Source organism: Peribacillus sp. NPDC096447 (genome assembly GCF_044762725.1).
GTDB lineage: Bacteria > Bacillota > Bacilli > Bacillales > DSM-1321 > Peribacillus.
This window is the reverse complement of record NZ_JBIWEV010000004.1, coordinates 50628-69998: the sequence shown is the minus strand read 5'-3', so window position 1 is coordinate 69998 and position 19371 is coordinate 50628. Positions and strand designations below refer to the sequence as shown.

The 19371-nt window shown below is 41.2% G+C and carries 19 protein-coding genes and 1 pseudogene; 14 read left to right on the top strand and 6 right to left on the bottom strand.

All coding sequences use genetic code 11. The features are described 5' to 3' along the window. Positions 1–132: 132 nt before the first annotated feature. Complete coding sequence (locus tag ACIQZD_RS14690; RefSeq protein ID WP_402903914.1) at positions 133–552, bottom strand: TspO/MBR family protein; 420 nt, start codon at positions 550–552, stop codon at positions 133–135. A 182-nt stretch (positions 553–734) separates the two neighbouring features. Here ACIQZD_RS14690 and ACIQZD_RS14685 point away from each other — a divergent pair, with 182 nt between their 5' ends. Next, positions 735–1595, top strand: coding sequence for a DUF4349 domain-containing protein (locus ACIQZD_RS14685; RefSeq protein WP_402903911.1), 861 nt, complete (start codon positions 735–737; stop codon positions 1593–1595). Between the two features lie 45 nt (positions 1596–1640). Here the strand turns inward: ACIQZD_RS14685 and ACIQZD_RS14680 are convergent, their stop codons facing one another. From ACIQZD_RS14680 to ACIQZD_RS14665, 4 genes are all read right to left on the bottom strand, one after another. After that, positions 1641–3008 (bottom strand): amino acid permease, encoded by a 1368-nt coding sequence (locus tag ACIQZD_RS14680; protein WP_101223582.1) that lies wholly within the window; start codon positions 3006–3008, stop codon positions 1641–1643. A 316-nt stretch (positions 3009–3324) separates the two neighbouring features. Further along, positions 3325–4482 carry an endonuclease gene (locus tag ACIQZD_RS14675; RefSeq protein ID WP_402903907.1) on the bottom strand — a complete coding sequence of 386 codons (1158 nt, stop codon included), beginning with the start codon at positions 4480–4482 and terminating at the stop codon, positions 3325–3327. A gap of 525 nt (positions 4483–5007) precedes the next feature. Further along, the gene (locus ACIQZD_RS14670) at positions 5008–5355 is read right to left on the bottom strand and encodes a phage holin family protein (RefSeq protein ID WP_352926458.1); all 348 of its coding nucleotides are present in this window, start codon (positions 5353–5355) and stop codon (positions 5008–5010) included. A 465-nt stretch (positions 5356–5820) separates the two neighbouring features. Next, complete coding sequence (locus ACIQZD_RS14665; protein WP_101223580.1) at positions 5821–6711, bottom strand: TetR/AcrR family transcriptional regulator; 891 nt, start codon at positions 6709–6711, stop codon at positions 5821–5823. 613 nt (positions 6712–7324) lie between these two features. Between ACIQZD_RS14665 and katA the strand changes: the two genes are divergently transcribed. The 3 genes from katA (at position 7325) to ACIQZD_RS14650 (ending at position 10488) form a co-directional block, all read left to right on the top strand. Beyond that, positions 7325–8779: a catalase KatA gene (gene katA, locus ACIQZD_RS14660; protein ID WP_101223579.1), complete on the top strand. Its 1455-nt coding sequence runs from the start codon at positions 7325–7327 to the stop codon at positions 8777–8779. 247 nt (positions 8780–9026) lie between these two features. Next, on the top strand, positions 9027–9203 hold the full coding sequence (locus ACIQZD_RS14655) for a hypothetical protein (RefSeq protein ID WP_402903903.1): 177 nt from the start codon (positions 9027–9029) through the stop codon (positions 9201–9203). A gap of 91 nt (positions 9204–9294) precedes the next feature. Further along, the gene (locus ACIQZD_RS14650; RefSeq protein ID WP_402903900.1) at positions 9295–10488 is read left to right on the top strand and encodes a M14 family metallopeptidase; all 1194 of its coding nucleotides are present in this window, start codon (positions 9295–9297) and stop codon (positions 10486–10488) included. 438 nt (positions 10489–10926) lie between these two features. Here the strand turns inward: ACIQZD_RS14650 and ACIQZD_RS14645 are convergent, their stop codons facing one another. Continuing rightward, positions 10927–11253 (bottom strand): hypothetical protein, encoded by a 327-nt coding sequence (locus tag ACIQZD_RS14645; RefSeq protein WP_241663268.1) that lies wholly within the window; start codon positions 11251–11253, stop codon positions 10927–10929. 276 nt (positions 11254–11529) lie between these two features. Here ACIQZD_RS14645 and purT point away from each other — a divergent pair, with 276 nt between their 5' ends. From purT to rpsN, 10 genes and pseudogenes are all read left to right on the top strand, one after another. Beyond that, on the top strand, positions 11530–12687 hold the full coding sequence (gene purT, locus ACIQZD_RS14640) for a phosphoribosylglycinamide formyltransferase 2 (RefSeq protein ID WP_402903896.1): 1158 nt from the start codon (positions 11530–11532) through the stop codon (positions 12685–12687). 464 nt (positions 12688–13151) lie between these two features. Beyond that, positions 13152–14140: pseudogene (locus ACIQZD_RS14635) on the top strand (alkaline phosphatase). A gap of 22 nt (positions 14141–14162) precedes the next feature. Next, entirely contained in the window at positions 14163–14810 is a 648-nt protein-coding gene (locus ACIQZD_RS14630; protein WP_402903893.1) for a DUF4352 domain-containing protein, read from the top strand. Positions 14811–14915: 105 nt separating this feature from the next. Further along, the gene (locus ACIQZD_RS14625; RefSeq protein ID WP_072272311.1) at positions 14916–15068 is read left to right on the top strand and encodes a YpzG family protein; all 153 of its coding nucleotides are present in this window, start codon (positions 14916–14918) and stop codon (positions 15066–15068) included. A 205-nt stretch (positions 15069–15273) separates the two neighbouring features. Then, positions 15274–15654: a nucleotide excision repair endonuclease gene (locus ACIQZD_RS14620; protein ID WP_402904820.1), complete on the top strand. Its 381-nt coding sequence runs from the start codon at positions 15274–15276 to the stop codon at positions 15652–15654. 154 nt (positions 15655–15808) lie between these two features. Then, entirely contained in the window at positions 15809–15979 is a 171-nt protein-coding gene (locus tag ACIQZD_RS14615) for a hypothetical protein (RefSeq protein ID WP_156500230.1), read from the top strand. 423 nt (positions 15980–16402) lie between these two features. Further along, a complete protein-coding gene (locus ACIQZD_RS14610) occupies positions 16403–17596 on the top strand; it encodes a GTP-binding protein (RefSeq protein ID WP_402903890.1) in 1194 nt (397 codons plus the stop codon). Positions 17597–17618: 22 nt separating this feature from the next. Next, positions 17619–17768 carry a 50S ribosomal protein L33 gene (gene rpmG / locus ACIQZD_RS14605; RefSeq protein ID WP_034310390.1) on the top strand — a complete coding sequence of 50 codons (150 nt, stop codon included), beginning with the start codon at positions 17619–17621 and terminating at the stop codon, positions 17766–17768. Between the two features lie 66 nt (positions 17769–17834). Then, positions 17835–19004 (top strand): SidA/IucD/PvdA family monooxygenase, encoded by a 1170-nt coding sequence (locus tag ACIQZD_RS14600; protein WP_402903887.1) that lies wholly within the window; start codon positions 17835–17837, stop codon positions 19002–19004. Between the two features lie 39 nt (positions 19005–19043). Next, complete coding sequence (gene rpsN, locus ACIQZD_RS14595; protein WP_350300407.1) at positions 19044–19313, top strand: 30S ribosomal protein S14; 270 nt, start codon at positions 19044–19046, stop codon at positions 19311–19313. Positions 19314–19371: the final 58 nt, after the last annotated feature.

The following is a 19371-nucleotide window of genomic DNA, read 5'->3' as shown; positions in this document are numbered from 1 at the left end:
ATTGAGCATTTACTCGTGAGTTAAGCGGATTTACTCGTGAAACTTGCACATTTACTCGTGAGTTTTCAACATTTACTCGTGAATCCTAAAAGAGAGCGCTCCTTAATATAAGGGGCGCTTCCTTTTTTGTGATTAATTGTTTCTGAAAATGGAAAAGTTCAATCCCAATGCAAAGGTGACCCATGCTATATAGGGAACCATCGCTAAACCGGATGTACGGTCTATTTTATAAAACTCGAATGCGGTTAATGTAATCAAGGTCAGCAGTGCAGCCATTTCAATAAAGGCTGTTCCGCGCAAGCCCCATTTGAAGAATAAAAAAGACCATAAGAAATTCAACCCTAGTTGAGTATCATAGAGGATTTCAGCGGACTTCGATTCTTTTTCTTTGGATGCAATGCGATATTTCGCTATTCCCATGATTGTATAAAGGCTGGTCCAAGCAACGGGGAAAGTCCAGGAAGGAGGAGCAAAAGCAGGTTTCTTGAGTTTGTCATAAATTTCTTTTGAATTCCTTGTGGCGAATATCCCCACAAGTGAGCCTCCGACCACAGGTACCAATACACTTTTGGCTAATTTTCCTTAGTTCATAATGCAATCCTCTTCTTTCTTCATTATTTGTATGTTCTTATACCTTTACCTTCTCATCTAAAAATAAAACATCTCCTTTAATCAAGAAGTGTAACTTTCTTCCAAACTTTACGTCGGTACTATTAAGAAAAGGGGGAGTGTCGATGAACCGTAAAACAATGATGTTTATGTTCAGTTTGTTCCTTTTACTTGCTGCTTGCAGCAGTAATGAAAAAGATGATTCAACATCTGAATCACAGGATGAAAAGGCGATCAGTAAAATGGACGCTTCCTTTTCTGGGAATAAGGAGCCGGAAGAAGTCGCGGAAGTAGGGGTGACGGATGAGAGAAAGGTCATCCATCAAGCTCAGCTTGAGTTGAAGGTGAAGAACCTCGAAAAGGCACAAATTAAGATTGAGAATAAGGTGGCTGAATATGGCGGATATGTTGTCGAGTCCAATGTATACAGGGAAGATGAAGAACTGGTGGAAGGAACGATCACTGTTCGGGTCCCTGAAGCCCATTTTCAGGATTTTCTAGCCGATAGCGAGGGCGAGGCTTCAGAAGTGGTCGGAAGGAATGTGACAGGACAGGATGTAACGGAACAATACGTAGATTTAAAAGCAAGATTGAAGTCAAAGAGGGCAGTAGAGGAAAGATTGCTTGCATTCATGAAGGATGCTGAGAAGACGGAAGATTTGCTGAAAATATCATCCGATCTTGCCGTGGTGCAAGAAGAAATAGAGCAGCTGACCGGGCAAATGAAGTATCTTGAGAACCAGACCTCTTATTCGACGGTTACCATCACGTTATCACAGGACGGGATAGTTGTGCCGGGCATTGATAATAAGGAATTGAATACATGGGAAAGAACGAAGAAACAACTTGCAACAAGTGCGAATCTATTACTTAAAGCGGGTTCAGGAATCATTGTTTTTATAATAGGAAACTTGCCCATCCTCATTATTTTAGGCGGAGCTGGTGCGGCGGTCCATTGGGTGATCAAAAGAAGGGGTAAAAGGTGAAGGCAAGAATTAGAGGGTGCCAATTAGATTGGCACCCTCTGGCATTTATCTTTTCCGTTTATGCAATCCGGTCACATAATACAGGGCTACCAACAGTAAGATCCAAATCGGACCAACGATTAGAGCGATTCTTGTATCTGCTGAAAAACCGAGTACTACCATTACGAATACTAAAAAGGCTAAAGTTAAATAAGAAGTGAATGGGAAAAGAGGCATCTTGTAAGACAAGCCTTGTTTTTCTCCCTGACTCATTTTCCGCCTAGACATAATCTGTGTGACAAGTATGGTTCCCCATGTCCAGAGGGCACCGAATGTAGCGACACTTGTGACGTAAGTGAAAACTTTATCGGCTTCCATGTAGTTAAGGTAAACACCGAAAAGAAGCACGATAGCTGAAACGATAATGGCAACGCCAGGAACGCCTGACTTTGTTGTACGCTCGAAACTTTTTGGTGATTCACCTTGCTGCGCTAGGTTGAATAACATTCTTCCTGTACTGAAGATCCCGCTGTTACAAGATGAAAGGGCCGCTGTCAGTACGACAAACTGAATGATCCCTGCTGCGCCTGGAATACCGATTTTATCAAACATCATAACGAATGGGCTGTTTTCTCCATTCATTTCATCCCATGGAGTGATTGATAAAATGACTGTCAGAGCCAAAACGTAAAAAAGTAAAATCCGATAAAAAACGGTATCGATGGCTCTTTTTAAAGATTTTTCAGGGTTTTTAACTTCACCTGCGGTTACACCGAGCATTTCAATTCCCAAATAGGCGAACATGACCATTTGGAACGAGAGGATGACACCAGAAATCCCATTCGGGAAAAAGCCTCCATTTTCAACAAGGTTGCCGAATCCGACCGCGATTCCGCCGTTCCCCAGTCCAAAGATGATCATTCCGAAGCCAAGGACGATCATAAGGATGATCGTTACTATTTTAATAAGGGCGAACCAAAACTCCAATTCACCGTAAGCTTTTACAGCAAGAAAGTTAATCGTTGTCATGATGGCAAGTGCGGCTAACGCCCAAGCCCATTGCGGAGTATCAGGAAACCAAAATTGCATATAGATTCCGACTGCGGTAATTTCAGCCATACAGGTGGCGATCCACACGAACCAGTAATTCCATCCGGTTATGTATCCGGCAAGAGGACCGACAAATTCACTTGCATAGCGACTGAAAGATCCAGCAACTGGATTTTTTATCGCCATTTCCCCTAGTGCCCGCATGATAAGATAGATCATAAGCCCGCCAATTGCATAGGAAATGATGATGGCTGGACCGGCTAATTTAATCGCAGATGCCGAGCCGAGAAATAAACCGACTCCAATAGCTGCGCCAAGAGACATTAATGCTATATGTCTTTCTTCCAAACCTCTATGCAGTTGAGATTCTTTGGAGTTTTGCATAATTTTCCCCTTTTCTATGTTGGAGTTTAATTTTCTCTATCTAGCATTTTATCACTAGTAGAGCAGAATACATATTATTCATTGGTTTTTCACATAATATTACAACTAAATAATATATTTTAATAGTCAGAATGTAAAGAAAAAAATGAAAACGCTTACCACGGAAGTGATTCTATCTGTTATCATCGTCTAACAAACTTTCAAAACTAATCGGAATGCTATTTAACCAAAATATAATTATGTGATTTTTCTAAAAATTTAGATATTTAACAGTGGAAAAGCTGTCCCAAAAATAAGGAACAGCTTGTTCGTTTTATCATTGCCAGATGGCGGAGGCCCATTCAGGATGATCTATGAAAGGGTTGCGATTATGCTGATATTCATTATAAATGATCTCATTCCGGTTACGCTCGAAGGCATCTACAGGATCCTGTTCATTCCATTCCAGTAAAACAGCCAATTTACCATGATATGGGGCGGTACCATTGTTCACTTGATTATTTAATTCTAAATCGACTTCCCCTGCATCACCCTCGTACCGAACCGCCATATAAAACAGCATCCGGGCGACATCACCTTTGACACTATCGCGAGGTTCCCATGAATCAGAATCATAGTAATTTCCTATCGCTTCGGTATGTTCAGAACCTCCATTATCAAAGTCCAGGTTGTTTCTTGTACTGTTGACAGAGACATCAGTCGGCCGAAGATGATGCAGATCGGTGCCGGGACCTAAAGTGGTACCAAAATCACCATGTGATTTTGCCCATACATGCTCGCGATTCCAATCATTAACACCGGATCCGTTCATCGTTTTTCCTTGGGAACGCCCTGTATAAAGAAGAATGACATTATTGGTGTTATTCGGGTCCTCATCGGTTTTCCGTAAAGCGTCCCATACATTTGAATATGATATTTCCGAATGGTCATCGATGATTTGATGGAGGGCATTCTTTAGCGCCAACCCTGATTTTCCGCTGGCTGAATCATAGTATGAGCCAACCCCCGGTGTCTCCGGTTCTGGTGAATCATTCCCTGAAAACATGGAAGATACATCTTTTAAGCCTGGATGAGTGAAATAGGTACTCAGTGTGCCAGTTACGGTGACTTTTTTTCCTTTTAAAGAAGGATTTGTTTTTAAGCCAAATTCAGGGCGGAGGGAGGATGGGATCTGAACATATACCATTTTGGCATTGTTTGTTTCCGATGAACTGTCTGCCAATGCTATGGCATAATCATTCGGATAGCCGCTCGTGATGACGTTATTGGCTGAAGTGGGCTGTCCCGTCACATAGCCACTGACCGTTTTAACCGTGCTGTCTTGATTCGCAATGGCTTGGGAAACGGAGTAAGGAGATGACAAGCTGCCATCTCCAGCCGCGGCTAATGATGGGGTAATGAAAAAAGTGGGAATAAAGAAAGCAAGCACGAGTAAAATGGGCAGTGAAAATCTTGGTTCATGTTTTGTGAACATGTCATTCCTCCATAAATCGATTCATACCCATTTCGAGAGAAATCGGCATGTATATGTAAAGTTATGGATTTGAGGCGCTTTCTCCTTCTGCATTGTCAAAAATGAGCGAATACAGCTAGTGAAGCTTAGCGGAATTTAGGGAAATAGCCCGGGAAATATCGAAGGCTGTTTTGGAAATGAAAATGATACGAAAAACCGTCAGTATCCAACTTACTGATTCAGTTTGTAGAAAAAAGGGGTACGTTATTTGAAATGAAGGGAAGTTTTAACAAAAATACAGGTTCTAAACTTTGGCGATCGACTTCGGAATACGTACCTTTTACCAAAATGATTTTCAGTAACCAATTGGCCCAAGGTATGATTTCTATCTAAATTTTAAAACAAAGTTGATTGGAGCGGGTGTTCGAGGCTCCCCTGAACGCGGAAAGCGAGTGCCTGTAGTGGAAATCAATGTATAAACTCAAAAAAACTGTAGACAAATTCGATTTTTCATCGAGTTTGTCTACAGCTGAAACCGTCAGTATGCTACTGACGTTTTTTTTTACTCTGTTTTATAAGAAGACTTTGAATGAAACTCAATAACAATGATCCGATTAAAGCTCCCCAAAAAGAATTTATTACAAAGCCACTGACGGCATAGGAAGTGATTTGGAATGTGAAGGCATTGATAATGAAAGAAAACAACCCGAACGTCAGGATGGTGATCGGCAATGTGATAAGCTGGAGAATGGGCCTAACCAGCAAGTTCATGATTGATAATATAAAAACCGCCAGCAAGGCTGTTCCGTAAGATTTAATCGTGATGGAGTCGAGAAGCCAGTCAATAACGAGCAATACCAGCCCGTTGATAAGAAAACGCATTATTATGTTCATGAAAAACTCCTCCTGAAGTCACCTTAACTACAAGTCATTATACTAAAATTTCATGAATTTCAGTTATATGTTTGCAGAATTGTCACAAAAAAAAGAGGAATACGATATGTATTCCCTCAGAGTGAAAAAAGGCCCATTAAAGGGTCTTAAAGCAGTTTTTCTTTAAAAACAGTCCAGTTGATTGGAGCGGGTGTTCGAGACTCCTGTGGGGAAAACGCGTCCAAGGGAGACCCCACAGGCGCTTGCGCCGAGGAGGCTCCCGGACCGCCCGCGGAAAGCGAGTGCCTGTAGAGGAAATCAACGTTCTATTTTACAATCCCTCAAAAAGAACGTTTCAGCTAGTTTTCTTCAATACATTGAGGATTTTATAAAACAGTAAAAAACCATTTAGTATAACTTAGTCTTGTTGTGAAATCAAGGTTTGGGATAAGACCATTCCGAACCCCATTTGTCTTCTTTTTCTATTTAATTGTTGGCTATGATCTTTTCGAATTCACTTAATTCCAATGTGTTTTTCAATTTTGGATTGGTGTTTAAGGAAAGCAGGGCACTTTCAATGAGAAAGGTTCGCGGTTCAACGTTTTGTAATAATTCCTCTTGGATAAAGTGAATCAATTTTAGGTTTTTAACCCGTTCTGCTTCATCATCTTGGCATAGCCTTAGGATCATCTTTTTTAGGTCGTTTGCAGAGTGCAGGAGTGCAGTATGAAAATCCTGCTGTGAATGGAAGCACTCTGGCAGCCATTGCTTGATGAGATCGGGTTCCAAAAGCTGTGCATTTGACTGGCTGACATCTTCGAAAATCGATTTAATCCTATCGACGCAATAACGGATAATTTCAGTAGGGTTGAAATCGGGCTCTTTAGCCAAAGCATTAAAATGAATCGTTTGATGCATCATTCCCGAGTAAAGAATGGCACAGTCCAAAATATAGGGTTTTTTATCAGCACCGAAAATGTCCAGAAACCGTTTTGATAGCCAATGGATATGCTGGAATTTAGCATGTGTGATGAAGTTCTTAAGTTCGGTATCATTCGAAATCATTACTTCTTCATATAAGAAAAAGATTTTATTGTTTTTGTTGGAGTGCATTTGTAATTCCGATTGTTTGATGAATATCTCAATATCTGCAAGGTTTTGCCCAATCAGCAATTCATTCCGCTCTTTTTCGAATTTTTCTTGCGAAGTTAGGAAGACTGCCTTAAGCAATTCGCTTTTAGAAGAAAAATAGTTATAAAATGTTCCTTTTGAAATGCCGCTATAATCTAAAATATCCTGAATGGAAGTTGCTTGATATCCCTTTTCAATAAATAATTGGTGTGCATATTTAACTACCAATTGTTTGCGCTCATTCATATATATCACCCTTACTCTTATTGGACGGTCATTTTAACGTAATAGTATCTTATTTTCTATACGAACACAAACCAGTATGTTTACAATTGCTCTAGCAAATTAAGGGGGAAGGCCTCTTGTTTCAGTCAATTCATGAAGTGTTCTGCTGAAGATAGGGTTAACAAAAGCGATGAAAAATCGTTTCTATGCATCCTTCTATTCACCATGTAAATAAAGGCAGATGAAGTGAACAAAGTCACAGGAGAACACTTCGGTTTGTTATAAGATAAATAGAAGGAGATGGGTGAAGTAGCGCAAAGTATCTATGAATATTCGGCATCATTCTCGATTACTAAACCATTGGTAGGAGAAATGATAAAATCACTTGTCGTGAAGGAATATTGGTTATAAGGGTCGTATACCATTATTAGGAATGTGATTATGGCAATATGCTGTTCCTTAAATGGTTTATACCATTATTATTTTCCATATGTAGGGTGCAGTTAAAGTTATAATATTAATAAATAAATAATGAATTTATTATTATATTAAAATTATTATAAATAAGTATTGATTTTTTTCTGAGAAGCTTTATCATTATATACATAAATAATAATGAAAAGGTGGTTCAATTATGACAAATAAGAAAAACCTTACTACAAGCTGGGGAGCGCCAGTTGGAGATAATCAAAACTCGATCACTGCCGGCGAGCGCGGCCCGGTGCTCATTCAAGATGTACACTTATTGGAAAAGCTAGCCCACTTCAACCGTGAACGTGTGCCTGAACGTGTAGTTCATGCGAAGGGTGCCGGTGCATTCGGAACTTTCGAAGTGACGAACGACCTTTCTCAGTACACGAAAGCTAAACTTTTCAATGGTGTGGGCAAGAAGACAGATCTTTTTATCCGTTTCTCCACAGTTGCAGGTGAATTGGGTTCTGCTGATACAGTCCGTGACCCGCGTGGATTTGCTGTTAAATTCTACACGGAAGAAGGAAACTACGATATCGTCGGTAATAATACGCCTGTATTCTTTATTCGCGATGCGATTAAATTCCCCGACTTCATCCATACACAAAAAAGAGACCCTAGAACACATTTGAAAAACCCTACGGCAGTTTGGGATTTCTGGTCACATTCACCGGAATCTCTGCACCAAGTGACGATCCTGATGTCCGACCGGGGAATTCCTGCTACACTCCGTCATACACATGGTTTCGGAAGCCACACATTTAAATGGGTGAATGCTGAAGGAAAAGGCGTTTGGGTGAAATACCACTTCAAAACAGAACAGGGCATCAAAAACCTTGATGTGGATCTAGCTGCAAAACTAGCAGGTGAAAACCCTGATTACCATACGGAAGATCTTTTCAATGCCATTGAAAAAGGGGACTTCCCTGCATGGAAATTGTATGTTCAGATCATGCCTCTGGAAGATGCGGATACATACCGTTTCGATCCATTCGATGTGACGAAGGTATGGTCTCAAAAAGATTATCCGCTGATCGAGCTTGGTCGTATGGTATTGAACAGAAATCCTGAAAACTACTTTGCTGAAGTAGAGCAAGCCACGTTCTCACCAGGAACATTCGTACCGGGAATTGAAGCTTCCCCAGACAAGATGCTTCAAGGACGCCTATTCGCATATGGAGATGCACACCGTTACCGTGTGGGCTCGAATCATAACCAGCTTCCGGTTAACCGTCCGAAAGTGGAAGCGAATAACTATCAGCGTGATGGCTTCATGCGTGCAGATGACAATGGCAAGGGATCTGTTTATTATGAGCCGAATAGTTTTGGAGGCCCTGCCGAATCAACGGAAAATAAAGTCACTCCTTTCGAGGTGACTGGGCAAGCTGCACAAGTCGGTCATAATAGTGATGATCACTACACCCAAGCAGGTGACTTATACCGTCTATTAAGTGCCGAAGAGAAAACTCGCCTTGTTGACACGATCGTGGGCGCAATGAAACCTGTGGAATTGGAAGAAATCAAGCTTCGTCAAATCGGCCATTTTTACAAAGCCGATCCGGAATACGGAACGCGCATAGCCGAAGGTTTAGGTTTACCTGTACCGCAAGAAGCGTAAAATATAGGACTACCAATTTAGTAAATGCAAACAGGCATCCATTCATGAATGGATGCCTGTTTTGTTTTATGCAGGGCTCCATTATATAAATGACACCCGACAAGTTCGGTATGAATATATAGTTATAAATGGTTTGTAAGGAAGTCATGCTGTCAGATTAATTGAGGGCCAGTTACTTAGATATCGGTAAAGGATGAAATTAATGACTAGTAAAAAGAATCGGGATAAAGTAGGCAGTCCAATTTAATTGCCTCACAAGTTATCCGACATTCGCTTGAAGTATCTGGGCTGGGTCAAAGAAGAAGATCGTATGGCGAAATTCAAAAGATATCGGGAATTAGACCCAGAAGGTACGTATGGAAGCACTGAGCAATACCTAAGCATTCTGGATGATGCCCCCAATTTGGTTCGTTTTGAGGAGTGACTTTTCTATAATCATGAAGTCCAGAAAGGTCAGGGTGCGTTGGCAATAATTAAATCGAGTCAGCATACATTTGATTAAGAGGAGGCGCAGTATGGACGTTTTTGTGCGGCAGAATGATTCCTTGTGGTATTATAGCCAATTATTCAAGGTGAATTACCAACTTATCATTGATTCCAATAGTGGGATTGATCCACTTGGGCTTATGATTGGCCAACAAATCAAAATTCCTGGCTTTACGACGACCGGCTATAGTATTAAGCAAGGCGATTCGTTATGGGCAATTGCCAGATCACGTAATCTTTCATTGGATGCCCTATTTTTGGCTAACCCCAATCTCAACCCGAATGCCCTGCAAGTCGGTCAGACAATTTCTGTGCCATTAAGGATTACGTGGAGGCTAATTCAAGGAAATCGGGAATATGATTATGAGACGATGATGACCGATGTAAGACGTTTGAAAACTATCTATCCATTTATTAAAACCTCCCTCATCGGGAGCTCGGTGCTTGAAAGGGATATCCCCGAAGTGCTGATTGGGAATGGTAACAAACGAGTTCACTATAATGGTTCCTTTCATGCGAATGAGTGGATAACGACGCCTGTGATCATGACCTTTTTAAATGATTATTTACTCGCAATCACGAATCAGGCTGACATCCGCGGTCTATCTCTGTTTCCCTTTTATCAACAGACGATGCTGTCGATCGTCCCAATGGTGAATCCGGACGGAGTGGAGTTGGTTCTGAAAGGCCCGCCTGCTGATGAGTCATTGAGAGGACGGCTCGTGGAATGGAATAATGGCAGCGAAGACTTCTCTGGCTGGAAAGCCAATATTAACGGGGTGGATCTGAATGATCAATTTCCCGCCAAATGGGAACTGGAGCAAGCTCGCAATAATGTAACGGAGCCAGGTCCGGCAAATTATCCAGGGGAAGGGCCGCTTACACAGCCAGAGGCTATTGCAATGTCAGAGTTGACAAAAAAACGTGATTTTGGCAAAGTCCTTGCCTTCCACACCCAAGGAGAGGTCATTTATTGGGGGTTTGAAGGTTTGGAACCACCCGAGTCAGAAACGATAGTCAATGAGTTCGCGAGGGTCAGTGGATATGAGCCTGTCAAATCCGCCGGTAGTTACGCAGGGTATAAGGATTGGTACATTCAGGATTGGCGCAGGCCGGGGTTTACCGTGGAGCTGGGCAAAGGAACGAATCCTCTTCCAATATCACAGTTCGATGAAATTTATCAGAAGTCGCTTGGAATTTTCTTAGCAGGGTTATATATGTGAAATTTGACCAGATGAAAAAGCTCAACTCCGTTTCCATGGGGTAGAGCTTTTTAGTCTTATAAACTATTAGACTTGAAACGATGAGGGCTGCTGCAAAAAATAAGTAAAGTTATGCTTTACTTATCGATTGCATGATTAACTCGCTTTTTAGCCTAAAATTAACGGACATTCTCCATGTCCCAGTAATATGCAGCCCCTATTAAAAGGATTCTAATAGTTTTGCGGTAAAGAAGATTAACTTCCTTAGCGCTAGTATTGGCCCCACCTACGCCAGATACTTTGACGGCCACGCATGCCATCCAACCTAATTTCATTATAATAGAAAGCGCTTACATTTACAAAAATAATCGTATTGCAAATTTCGACATTCGCATAAGTGTCCCTTACCAGTAGGAGGAGAATGGGCATTTTACTGATAAGGGCCTTATAAGATCCAGGTTAATCTGCAATGAATTCCTGCAACTTTTGCTTTAGGCCACCATTGCCGAATTTAATGAACTTTGTTTTTCCGGCATCTTGTTCAGGGGTAGAAGCGAATTCCAAAAAGGCTAAAAGGTTGATCCGGCGGTAAAGGATATGGACAATGCCATATTCATAGAACCAATGATCGATCGTGTTGTAAATCCCTCTATTCAGTCGATATTGCTGCTGGCACCAATGGAAAAATATTCTGTCCGGCAGATTAAGGTACTCCATATTTTCTAAGCCCCCATTTTGCTTCTCATTCATGATAGGGGAAATAATCCGTAGCGATTCCTTTTGCATAGTGTAATCCTCCCTCATTGATAAAAACGAAAAAACCCCCTATCCTTGTTGAATAGAGAGCCTCCAGTGAACTAGTCAGCTTATATATTTTCCTTATATAAAAGTAGCATAAAACAGATTAATCCAATTTGTCAAGTTGGTATTTGAAATACTTGAAATAGATATGTTTACTCTATATTTTCTGAGTGAATTGATTGAAAATACGAATAAATATTTATGTTTATTCATTTATAGTTCGTATATAATGATTTTGAGGAATTAAGGAGGAGAGACTGAATGTATAAATCAAAAAAGATTTTATTATTGGGCTCAGGTGAATTGGGGAAAGAGGTCATACTTGAAGCACAGCGGCTTGGTGTCGAGACCGTTGCTGTAGACCGCTATGAACATGCCCCTGCCATGCAAGTCGCTCATCGCAGTTATGTGATCGATATGCTGGATGCGGAACAACTAAGGGGAGTTGTAGAAAAAGAACAACCCGATTTGATTGTGCCGGAAATCGAGGCCATCGCTACATCCGAATTAGTCAAGTTGGAAGAGGAAGGCTTTCATGTCATTCCGACGGCAAGAGCGGCTAAATTGACTATGGATCGTGAAGGAATCAGGAGATTGGCTTCTGAAACTCTGGAGATTCCGACCGCAGCCTACAAATTCGCCGATACATATGAAGAATTTGTCCAAGCTGCCAAGGAAGTTGGCTTTCCCAATGTCGTCAAACCGCTGATGAGTTCTTCAGGTAAAGGACAAAGTGTGTGCCGCACGGAAGGTGACCTGGAGGATTGCTGGAAAATCGCGATGGAAGGCGGCCGGGTTCAAAATGGACGGGTGATCATTGAAGAATTTATCCGTTTTGATTCGGAAATCACGCTGCTTACTGTCCGGGCTGTAAATGGTACCATGTTTTGTGCTCCAATCGGCCATATTCAGCAGGGCGGGGATTATATTGAATCCTGGCAGCCGCATAATATGACTGAAGCGCAAATAATGGAAGCGAAAAAAATTGCCCATGCCATTACGGATGAACTTGGTGGGTACGGATTATTCGGGGTTGAGCTTTTCCTCTCAGGGGATAAAGTCTATTTCAGTGAAGTTTCCCCACGTCCGCATGATACGGGACTAGTAACATTAGTGACTCAGAATTTGTCCGAGTTCGCCCTTCATATTCGGGCGATTCTAGGATTTCCCATCCCGGAAATCAAGCTGATCAGCCCAGGTGCCAGCCGTCCATTAAAAGCTCAAGAAGAGTTATCGGAATATTCTATAGTCGGTGTTGAAAAGGCTTTGGCTTTACCTAATACACAAGTGCGTCTTTTCGGAAAACCTGTTACAAAGGCAGGCAGAAGGGTGGCAGTCGCCCTGTCATCTGCCGATTCAATCGAGGTGGCGAGAGTGAATGCGGCCCGTGCTTTGGAATGTTTAGTTGTAGAGAAATAATAGTGAAAAAAGCGCTCTTTGAATGGAGCGTTTCAGTCAGTCGCGAAAAGGGAGCGGATTTCTGAAAACGACTGGAACGTTATTAAAGAAAAAACTGTAGGCATCGGATTTGCCTACAGTCTGACTCTAAAGCATCCTGATTGGATGCTTTATTTTCTTTTCCCCTTTAGCACTTTTAAAATCCTAACAAATGCCCCCGATTTGAAGACATTGATTGTAAAGAACCCTGTTCAAGATCACTTACCCACGTTGGTGTTAACCAAATCTTTTTCATTCCCTCTAAAGCCTGTAAAATGCCCCCACTACTGATGATTTTCCTGAATAACCAACAACTTCATAAAAGTGCATACAATTCGTGACATTGCTGCCTTTACCTTGTTTTAACAATTATCCTGCTGCTTTTTTACATAGCCTTGACATTGAGTTCATTTTCTTCACCTATAGTTAAATTAAATAGAAAAGATTTGAATCGCACATGGAGTAAAAAGGTTTTACCCATTACACTCGTTTCGGCATTAGCATTTGGAAGTTTATCATGGTCCGCTGCGGATCGTGTTTCGGCAAAGGATAACGCAAAAAAAGAACCGGAAATCAAGAACGTGATTTTCCTGATCGGTGACGGCATGGGTGTTTCCTATACCTCCGCTTACCGGTATTTAAAAGCTAACCCGGGTACGAAGGTGGCAGAACGGACAGATTTTGATAAGTACTTGGTTGGCATCAAGGGCAAACATAAAATTGACGTCCTATTGGGCGGTGGGAAGTCCAATTTTGTCCGGCCTGATGTCAATTTGGCGAAAGCCTTCGAAAAAGACGGTTACAGTTATGTGACTGATAAAAATCAAATGCTTAAGGACAAAAATGAACAGGTCCTTGGTTTATTCGCTTCTGAAGGACTCCCGAAAATGATTGACCGCCCAAGTGAAACGCCGGACATGATAATGATATCGTAGGTGCAATGAGTGAAATGGAAGACTTTGAAAAAGCATGCAAAGCAGCCATGGAATTCGCGAAGAAAGACAAACATACCTTAGTGGTGGCTACTGCGGATCACTCTACAGGAGGATTCTCGATCGGAGCCAAAGGAATATATAACTGGTACGGTGAGCCGATCAAGGCAGCCAAAAGCACTCCTGACTTCATGGCGGATGCCATCGTCAAAGGGGCCGATGTTGAAAAGACGTTAAAGCAATATATTAACCAAAATGAAGTGAAGCTAACTGACGGTGAAATCAAAACGGTTACTGAAGCTGCCAAATCAAAAAATGTGACGAACGTCGATAATGCCATCGAAGCCATATTCGACAATCGGACCAATACTGCATGGACTACTGGGGGACATACGGGTGAAGATGTTCCGGTCTACGCATACGGCCCATATAAAGAACGTTTTGCGGGGCAGGTCGATAACACGGATCAGGCCAAAATCATCTTTGAACTATTAAAGAAGTAATTACACTTCAGGGAGGAATTCAATGAACAGACTGATGATTGGTGCCCTGTTATTAACGGCATTTGGCGCTCTTAATACCCAACCAGCTTACGAAGAAGAAACGACAGCTAAAGATAAAACAGAGGAAATTGCACGACCACTGGAAAAAAAGGATGTCTATGTTCCGAATCCACAGCTTCCTGATGATATAAACTTGAACCAAATCGGTCAGAATGTTTCTGATGCCAAAGGCGAATTAACTTTGAAAGCCTATAAAAAAGTGAATGAAACGCTGAATGTTGGCCCGATCGAGGTTAAAGTCAAAGAAATGAAAGTGATGCATGCCACTCCGGATTACAGCATGATTGATTTCTTCCACGGCTATACGCATGATGAAGATTTCGATATCGTAAAAGTGAACGTGGAAATCAAAAACAATACGGATAAAAAAATTAAGTTTTCCCCAGTTGCTTTCCTTGAAACGGACAGAGGAGAACATCTGACATGGGAAGATGAGTTTTACTTGGAAGAACTTACTGGTGAAATAGAAGGAAACGGTTCAAAAAGCGGAAACATTGGTTTCATTCTAAATGATGGAAACATAAAGGGCATATCCCTCATGACAAGTGATGCGGTAAATGAAGAAGGGGAAGTCCTTGCAAAAGGCAAATCAGTTGAATTCGCTTTTTAAAGAATATGGCGTATGAATCTTTATAAAAATCAAATACTAGAACAAGTGATGGGGAATACTATCACTGAACGGAATATCCAAATCCTAATGATGAGGTGACACAGAATGAGCTATAAAGATCAATTAGATCCACATTCTCAAAAGTTTCACCATAATTGGACAAGACCTAAGCGTTCAAAATCTCAAGTTAATGGCCATACGCAAGAATCGCAAACAAACATTATACTAAGAAGCAATGCAAAGGCTCACAGGTGGTAACGGATATTCCCGACAAAGAAGGAGACTCTTAGCGAGTCTTCTTCTTTATATTAAATATAGTTCATCTAAACAAATCAAGGCATACATGGCTTTTCATTCAAAATTATGATACCATTTACCTTTAAGATTAAAGTGATGAGCTTGGCGTGAAACCGGAGTTTTGATTCCGATTGAAAGTTTCACCTTATACAAATAGAGGACGTGAATTGTAATGATTAAAATTGAAATCCCTGCAGCGGATATAAGCATCAAACAAAGAAAGCAAGTTATAGAAGGAGACGAACCTGTCATTCCTGAAATTTACGGGTTTATCGATTTTCATTTGATTCCCCGTGATAAAGGCGGCATCATCTTGTTTTACAATGAAAACGATGAGCTGATTTTTGTCGGGAAAGCTCGTAAATTAAGACCAAGGGTCAAGAAGCATTTCGAGGATAATGTTTCTCCGATTAAAGATCATCGTAATGAAGTCAAGAAAATTGACATTCTTATAGTTGAAGACGCTATGGAACGTGAAATCTATGAAACGTACATGATCAATAAACTTCATGCCAAATACAACGTCGACAAAGCGTTTTATAAATAAGAAATACCTATGAAAAGCTGACTGCATATGCACTCAGCTTTTTTGTGTTTACATATGTACAAAAATAATTTCGTACATTTACAGCAGCTACATGTTAGGTTAACAATGTTGGTTTATATTTAGAGTATTCCAATACATTCTCAGGAGGAAGCTATTGAAGAAAATACTTTGTAAAAAGGTGTTAGTTATCTCGATCGGGACAGTGATTGCCTTTGGGAATTTAACGTGGTCCATGTCACAAGCTTCTAAACTGGCGAAACAGAGAGAGATTGAAACTTTTGAACAAAAGACAGTAACATCTTCAGGGTGGGAAATGGCGGAATAAGCTCATTAACCAATAATTTTTTTGAATTACAACAAAGAAAAAGAAAAATGTATTGGATATTGAAACGTTGTTGTACAGCAGCTTGTCAATATGGAAGTACAATAAATGATAAAACTGCAATGGAGGTTCATTACACATGATGTTTGTGTGATTGGGCTTCCATTTAATTTTTGTTTTTAGTTTCATTAAGAATGTCAGCACCTTTCATTTATCCGTGATTGCACATGCTGCAGTGTCGGAGCAATAGTGATTACATTTGTTCAGAAAAAGTATTCGGAGGCAATTTTGAAAAAAACTTGCAAATAGTAATGATTACGTTTTATTATTAGAGAGTGTTTTTACATGTGTGATGGCTTCGATGTTTAAATCGTAATGATTTTGATTTATGTGCAGCAAAGAAATCAGGTAAAGGAGTGGTAAGGGATGGAGATGAAGAAAATTCCGGTTACGGTATTGAGTGGATACCTTGGTGCGGGAAAGACGACGCTTTTGAATCATATTCTTGAAAATCGGAATGACCTAAAGGTTGCCGTCATCGTTAATGATATGAGTGAAATCAATATTGATGCTTCGCTGGTCAAACAGGGAGGGTTTACCCGGACGGATGAAAAACTGGTGGAAATGCAGAATGGCTGCATTTGCTGTACGCTTCGTGAGGATTTGATGATTGAAGTGGAGAAATTGGCGAAACAAGGGGACATTGATTACATCGTGATTGAATCGACTGGGATAAGCGAACCGGTACCTGTAGCCCAAACCTTCACCTATGTTGATGAAAGCATGGGAATTGATTTATCGGAATATTGCCGGCTTGATACGATGGTCACCGTTGTTGATGGGTATAACTTTTGGCAAGACTTCACTTCCGGAGAAACACTTATTGACAGGATGCAGGCAACTGATGCTGCCGATGGCAGGGAAGTGGTCGATCTATTAATAGATCAGATAGAGTTCGCCAATGTCATCCTGTTAAATAAAATCGATCTAATGGACGCTGACGCCGTTGAGGAATTAAAAGCGGTTCTTCATAAAATGAATGCGAATGCGAGGATCATCGAAACAAACCATTCCAAGGTACCGCTAAAGGATGTATTGAATACACATTTATTTGATTTTGATGAGGCAAGCCAAGGGGCTGGCTGGATAAAGGAATTGAATGAAGAGCATATCCCGGAGACCCTGGAGTACGGGATTTCATCCTTCGTTTACAGAAGGCAAATACCGTTTCATCCCGAGAGGCTGATGGAGTGGTTAGAAAACTGGCCCGTACAAGTGGTAAGGGCAAAGGGCTTCCTTTGGCTGGCATCGAGAAATGATACGGCAGGTTTGCTATCGCAGGCAGGACCGTCATTAACTTTACAAGCCGCCGGTAAATGGATCGCAGCATACCCTGAGGATGAACAGCGCCAAATTTTAAAGGAAGCACCTGAATTATTGGAACGGTGGAATGAAGTATACGGTGACAGGATGACGGAGCTGGTGATGATTGGCATTCAAATGAATCAACAGGAAATCGAAACTGAATTAGATCAATGCTTATTGACGGAAAAAGAGTTGCAGCAGGATTGGTCTTTGTATGAAGATCGATTGCCTGCATTTACGGAAAGCGTTCATTAAAAAACTTTAGGAGGAAATAAAAATGAGAGTAAACATTACGTTAGCATGCACAGAATCAGGGGATCGCAATTATATCACAACGAAAAACAAGCGGAATAACCCGGACAGGATCGAATTGAAGAAGTACTGCCCGCGATTAAAGAAACACACGCTTCACCGTGAAACGAAGTAATTTTGAGGCTTAAATCGTAATGATTATGTTTTATTGAAGAGGATGGATATAAAAGGAGTGAAGTTCATGTTGGAATGGATCATTATTGGCGGAGGCATTCAAGGGATGACGATGGCTGCATTTTTACTTAAGTCAGGAAAAACGACAGTGGACCAGCTGGCGATTGTGGATAGAAATGAAGAACCATTGGCAAGATGGAAGCATTGTACGGAAGTCATTTCAATGCCATATTTACGTTCACCATCCGTACATCATCTGGATGTAAATCCATTCAGCCTGCAGAAATATGTGGAAAAAGCAGACTGGAACAATAACTTTTACGGCCAATATAAGCGGCCATCCCTACAATCCTTCAATGAACATTGTGTTCACTTGGCTGATGATTTATCCATTAAGCAGGCATGGGTGCAAGGGGAAGTCACCTCTGCTTGCAAAACGGGACAGGGCTGGGAAATCCAATTGCAAAACAAGCGACGGCTTTTAGGACAAAAACTTGTGATTTCAATTGGTATTGGTGAACAGCCTTATTGGCCTGAGTGGGCACAGCAATTAAAACAAAAGCATGAGGGTTCCGTTTATCACATATTCGATGAAAATATTCCGGAGCTGACACAATTAAAAGGACCAATCACGATCATTGGGGGAGGCATATCTTCTATCCATCTTGCTTTGAAGCTGAGTAATATCTATCCCCAAGACGTAACGCTGCTAAAGCGGCATCCTTTTAGAATTCATGATTTCGACAGTGATCCTGGTTGGTTGGGGCCGAAAAAACAGCGTCCTTTCCGTGCTATAACAAGCTATCAAAAAAGACGCGAGACCATTATCAAGGCCCGTAATAAGGGTTCCATACCACCTGACTTACATAGAGCGCTGATGAATCAGGTTAAACAGGGATTATTGCGTGTCATGGATGAAGAAGTGAAAAGCGCTTTGTGGAGGGACGGGCATATTAGCCTCAGGGATAAAAACGAAAAGCTCATTCAACAAACAGGGACGATCCTTTTAGCGACCGGCTTTAAGTCATCAATGCCAGGGAAGGATTGGCTGACGCCAGTCATCCGGTCGCATGATTTACGCTGTGCGGAATGTGGTTATCCGATTGTATCGCAGTCGTTGCAGTGGGGACCTGGTTTATATGTCACGGGCGCATTGGCTGAACTTGAAATGGGACCAATTTCGAGGAATATATCGGGAGCAAGACAGGCAGCAGAACGAATTGTGAATAGTTTATAGATTTTATAAAATCAAGATTTTTAAAAAAGGAGAATTAAAATGGCGAAAAAATCCAAAGTGATAAAAGCGGAAAAACAGCTGGCAATGGTCGAAAAGTATGCAAAACTTAGAAAGGAATTGAAGGAGAAAGGGGATTATGCCGCATTGGCCAAACTCCCTCGTGACTCTTCGCCGACAAGGGTTCACAATCGTTGTGGAGTAACGGGAAGGCCCCGTGGATATATGCGCAAATTCAACATGTCACGTATCGTTTTTAGGGAACTTGCTCATAAAGGGCAACTGCCGGGTGTCAAAAAGTCAAGCTGGTGAAGCGGGGAGAAGAAAGGTGATTTAAGGATTAAAGTCAGTCTTTCATTAGAAGAGATCA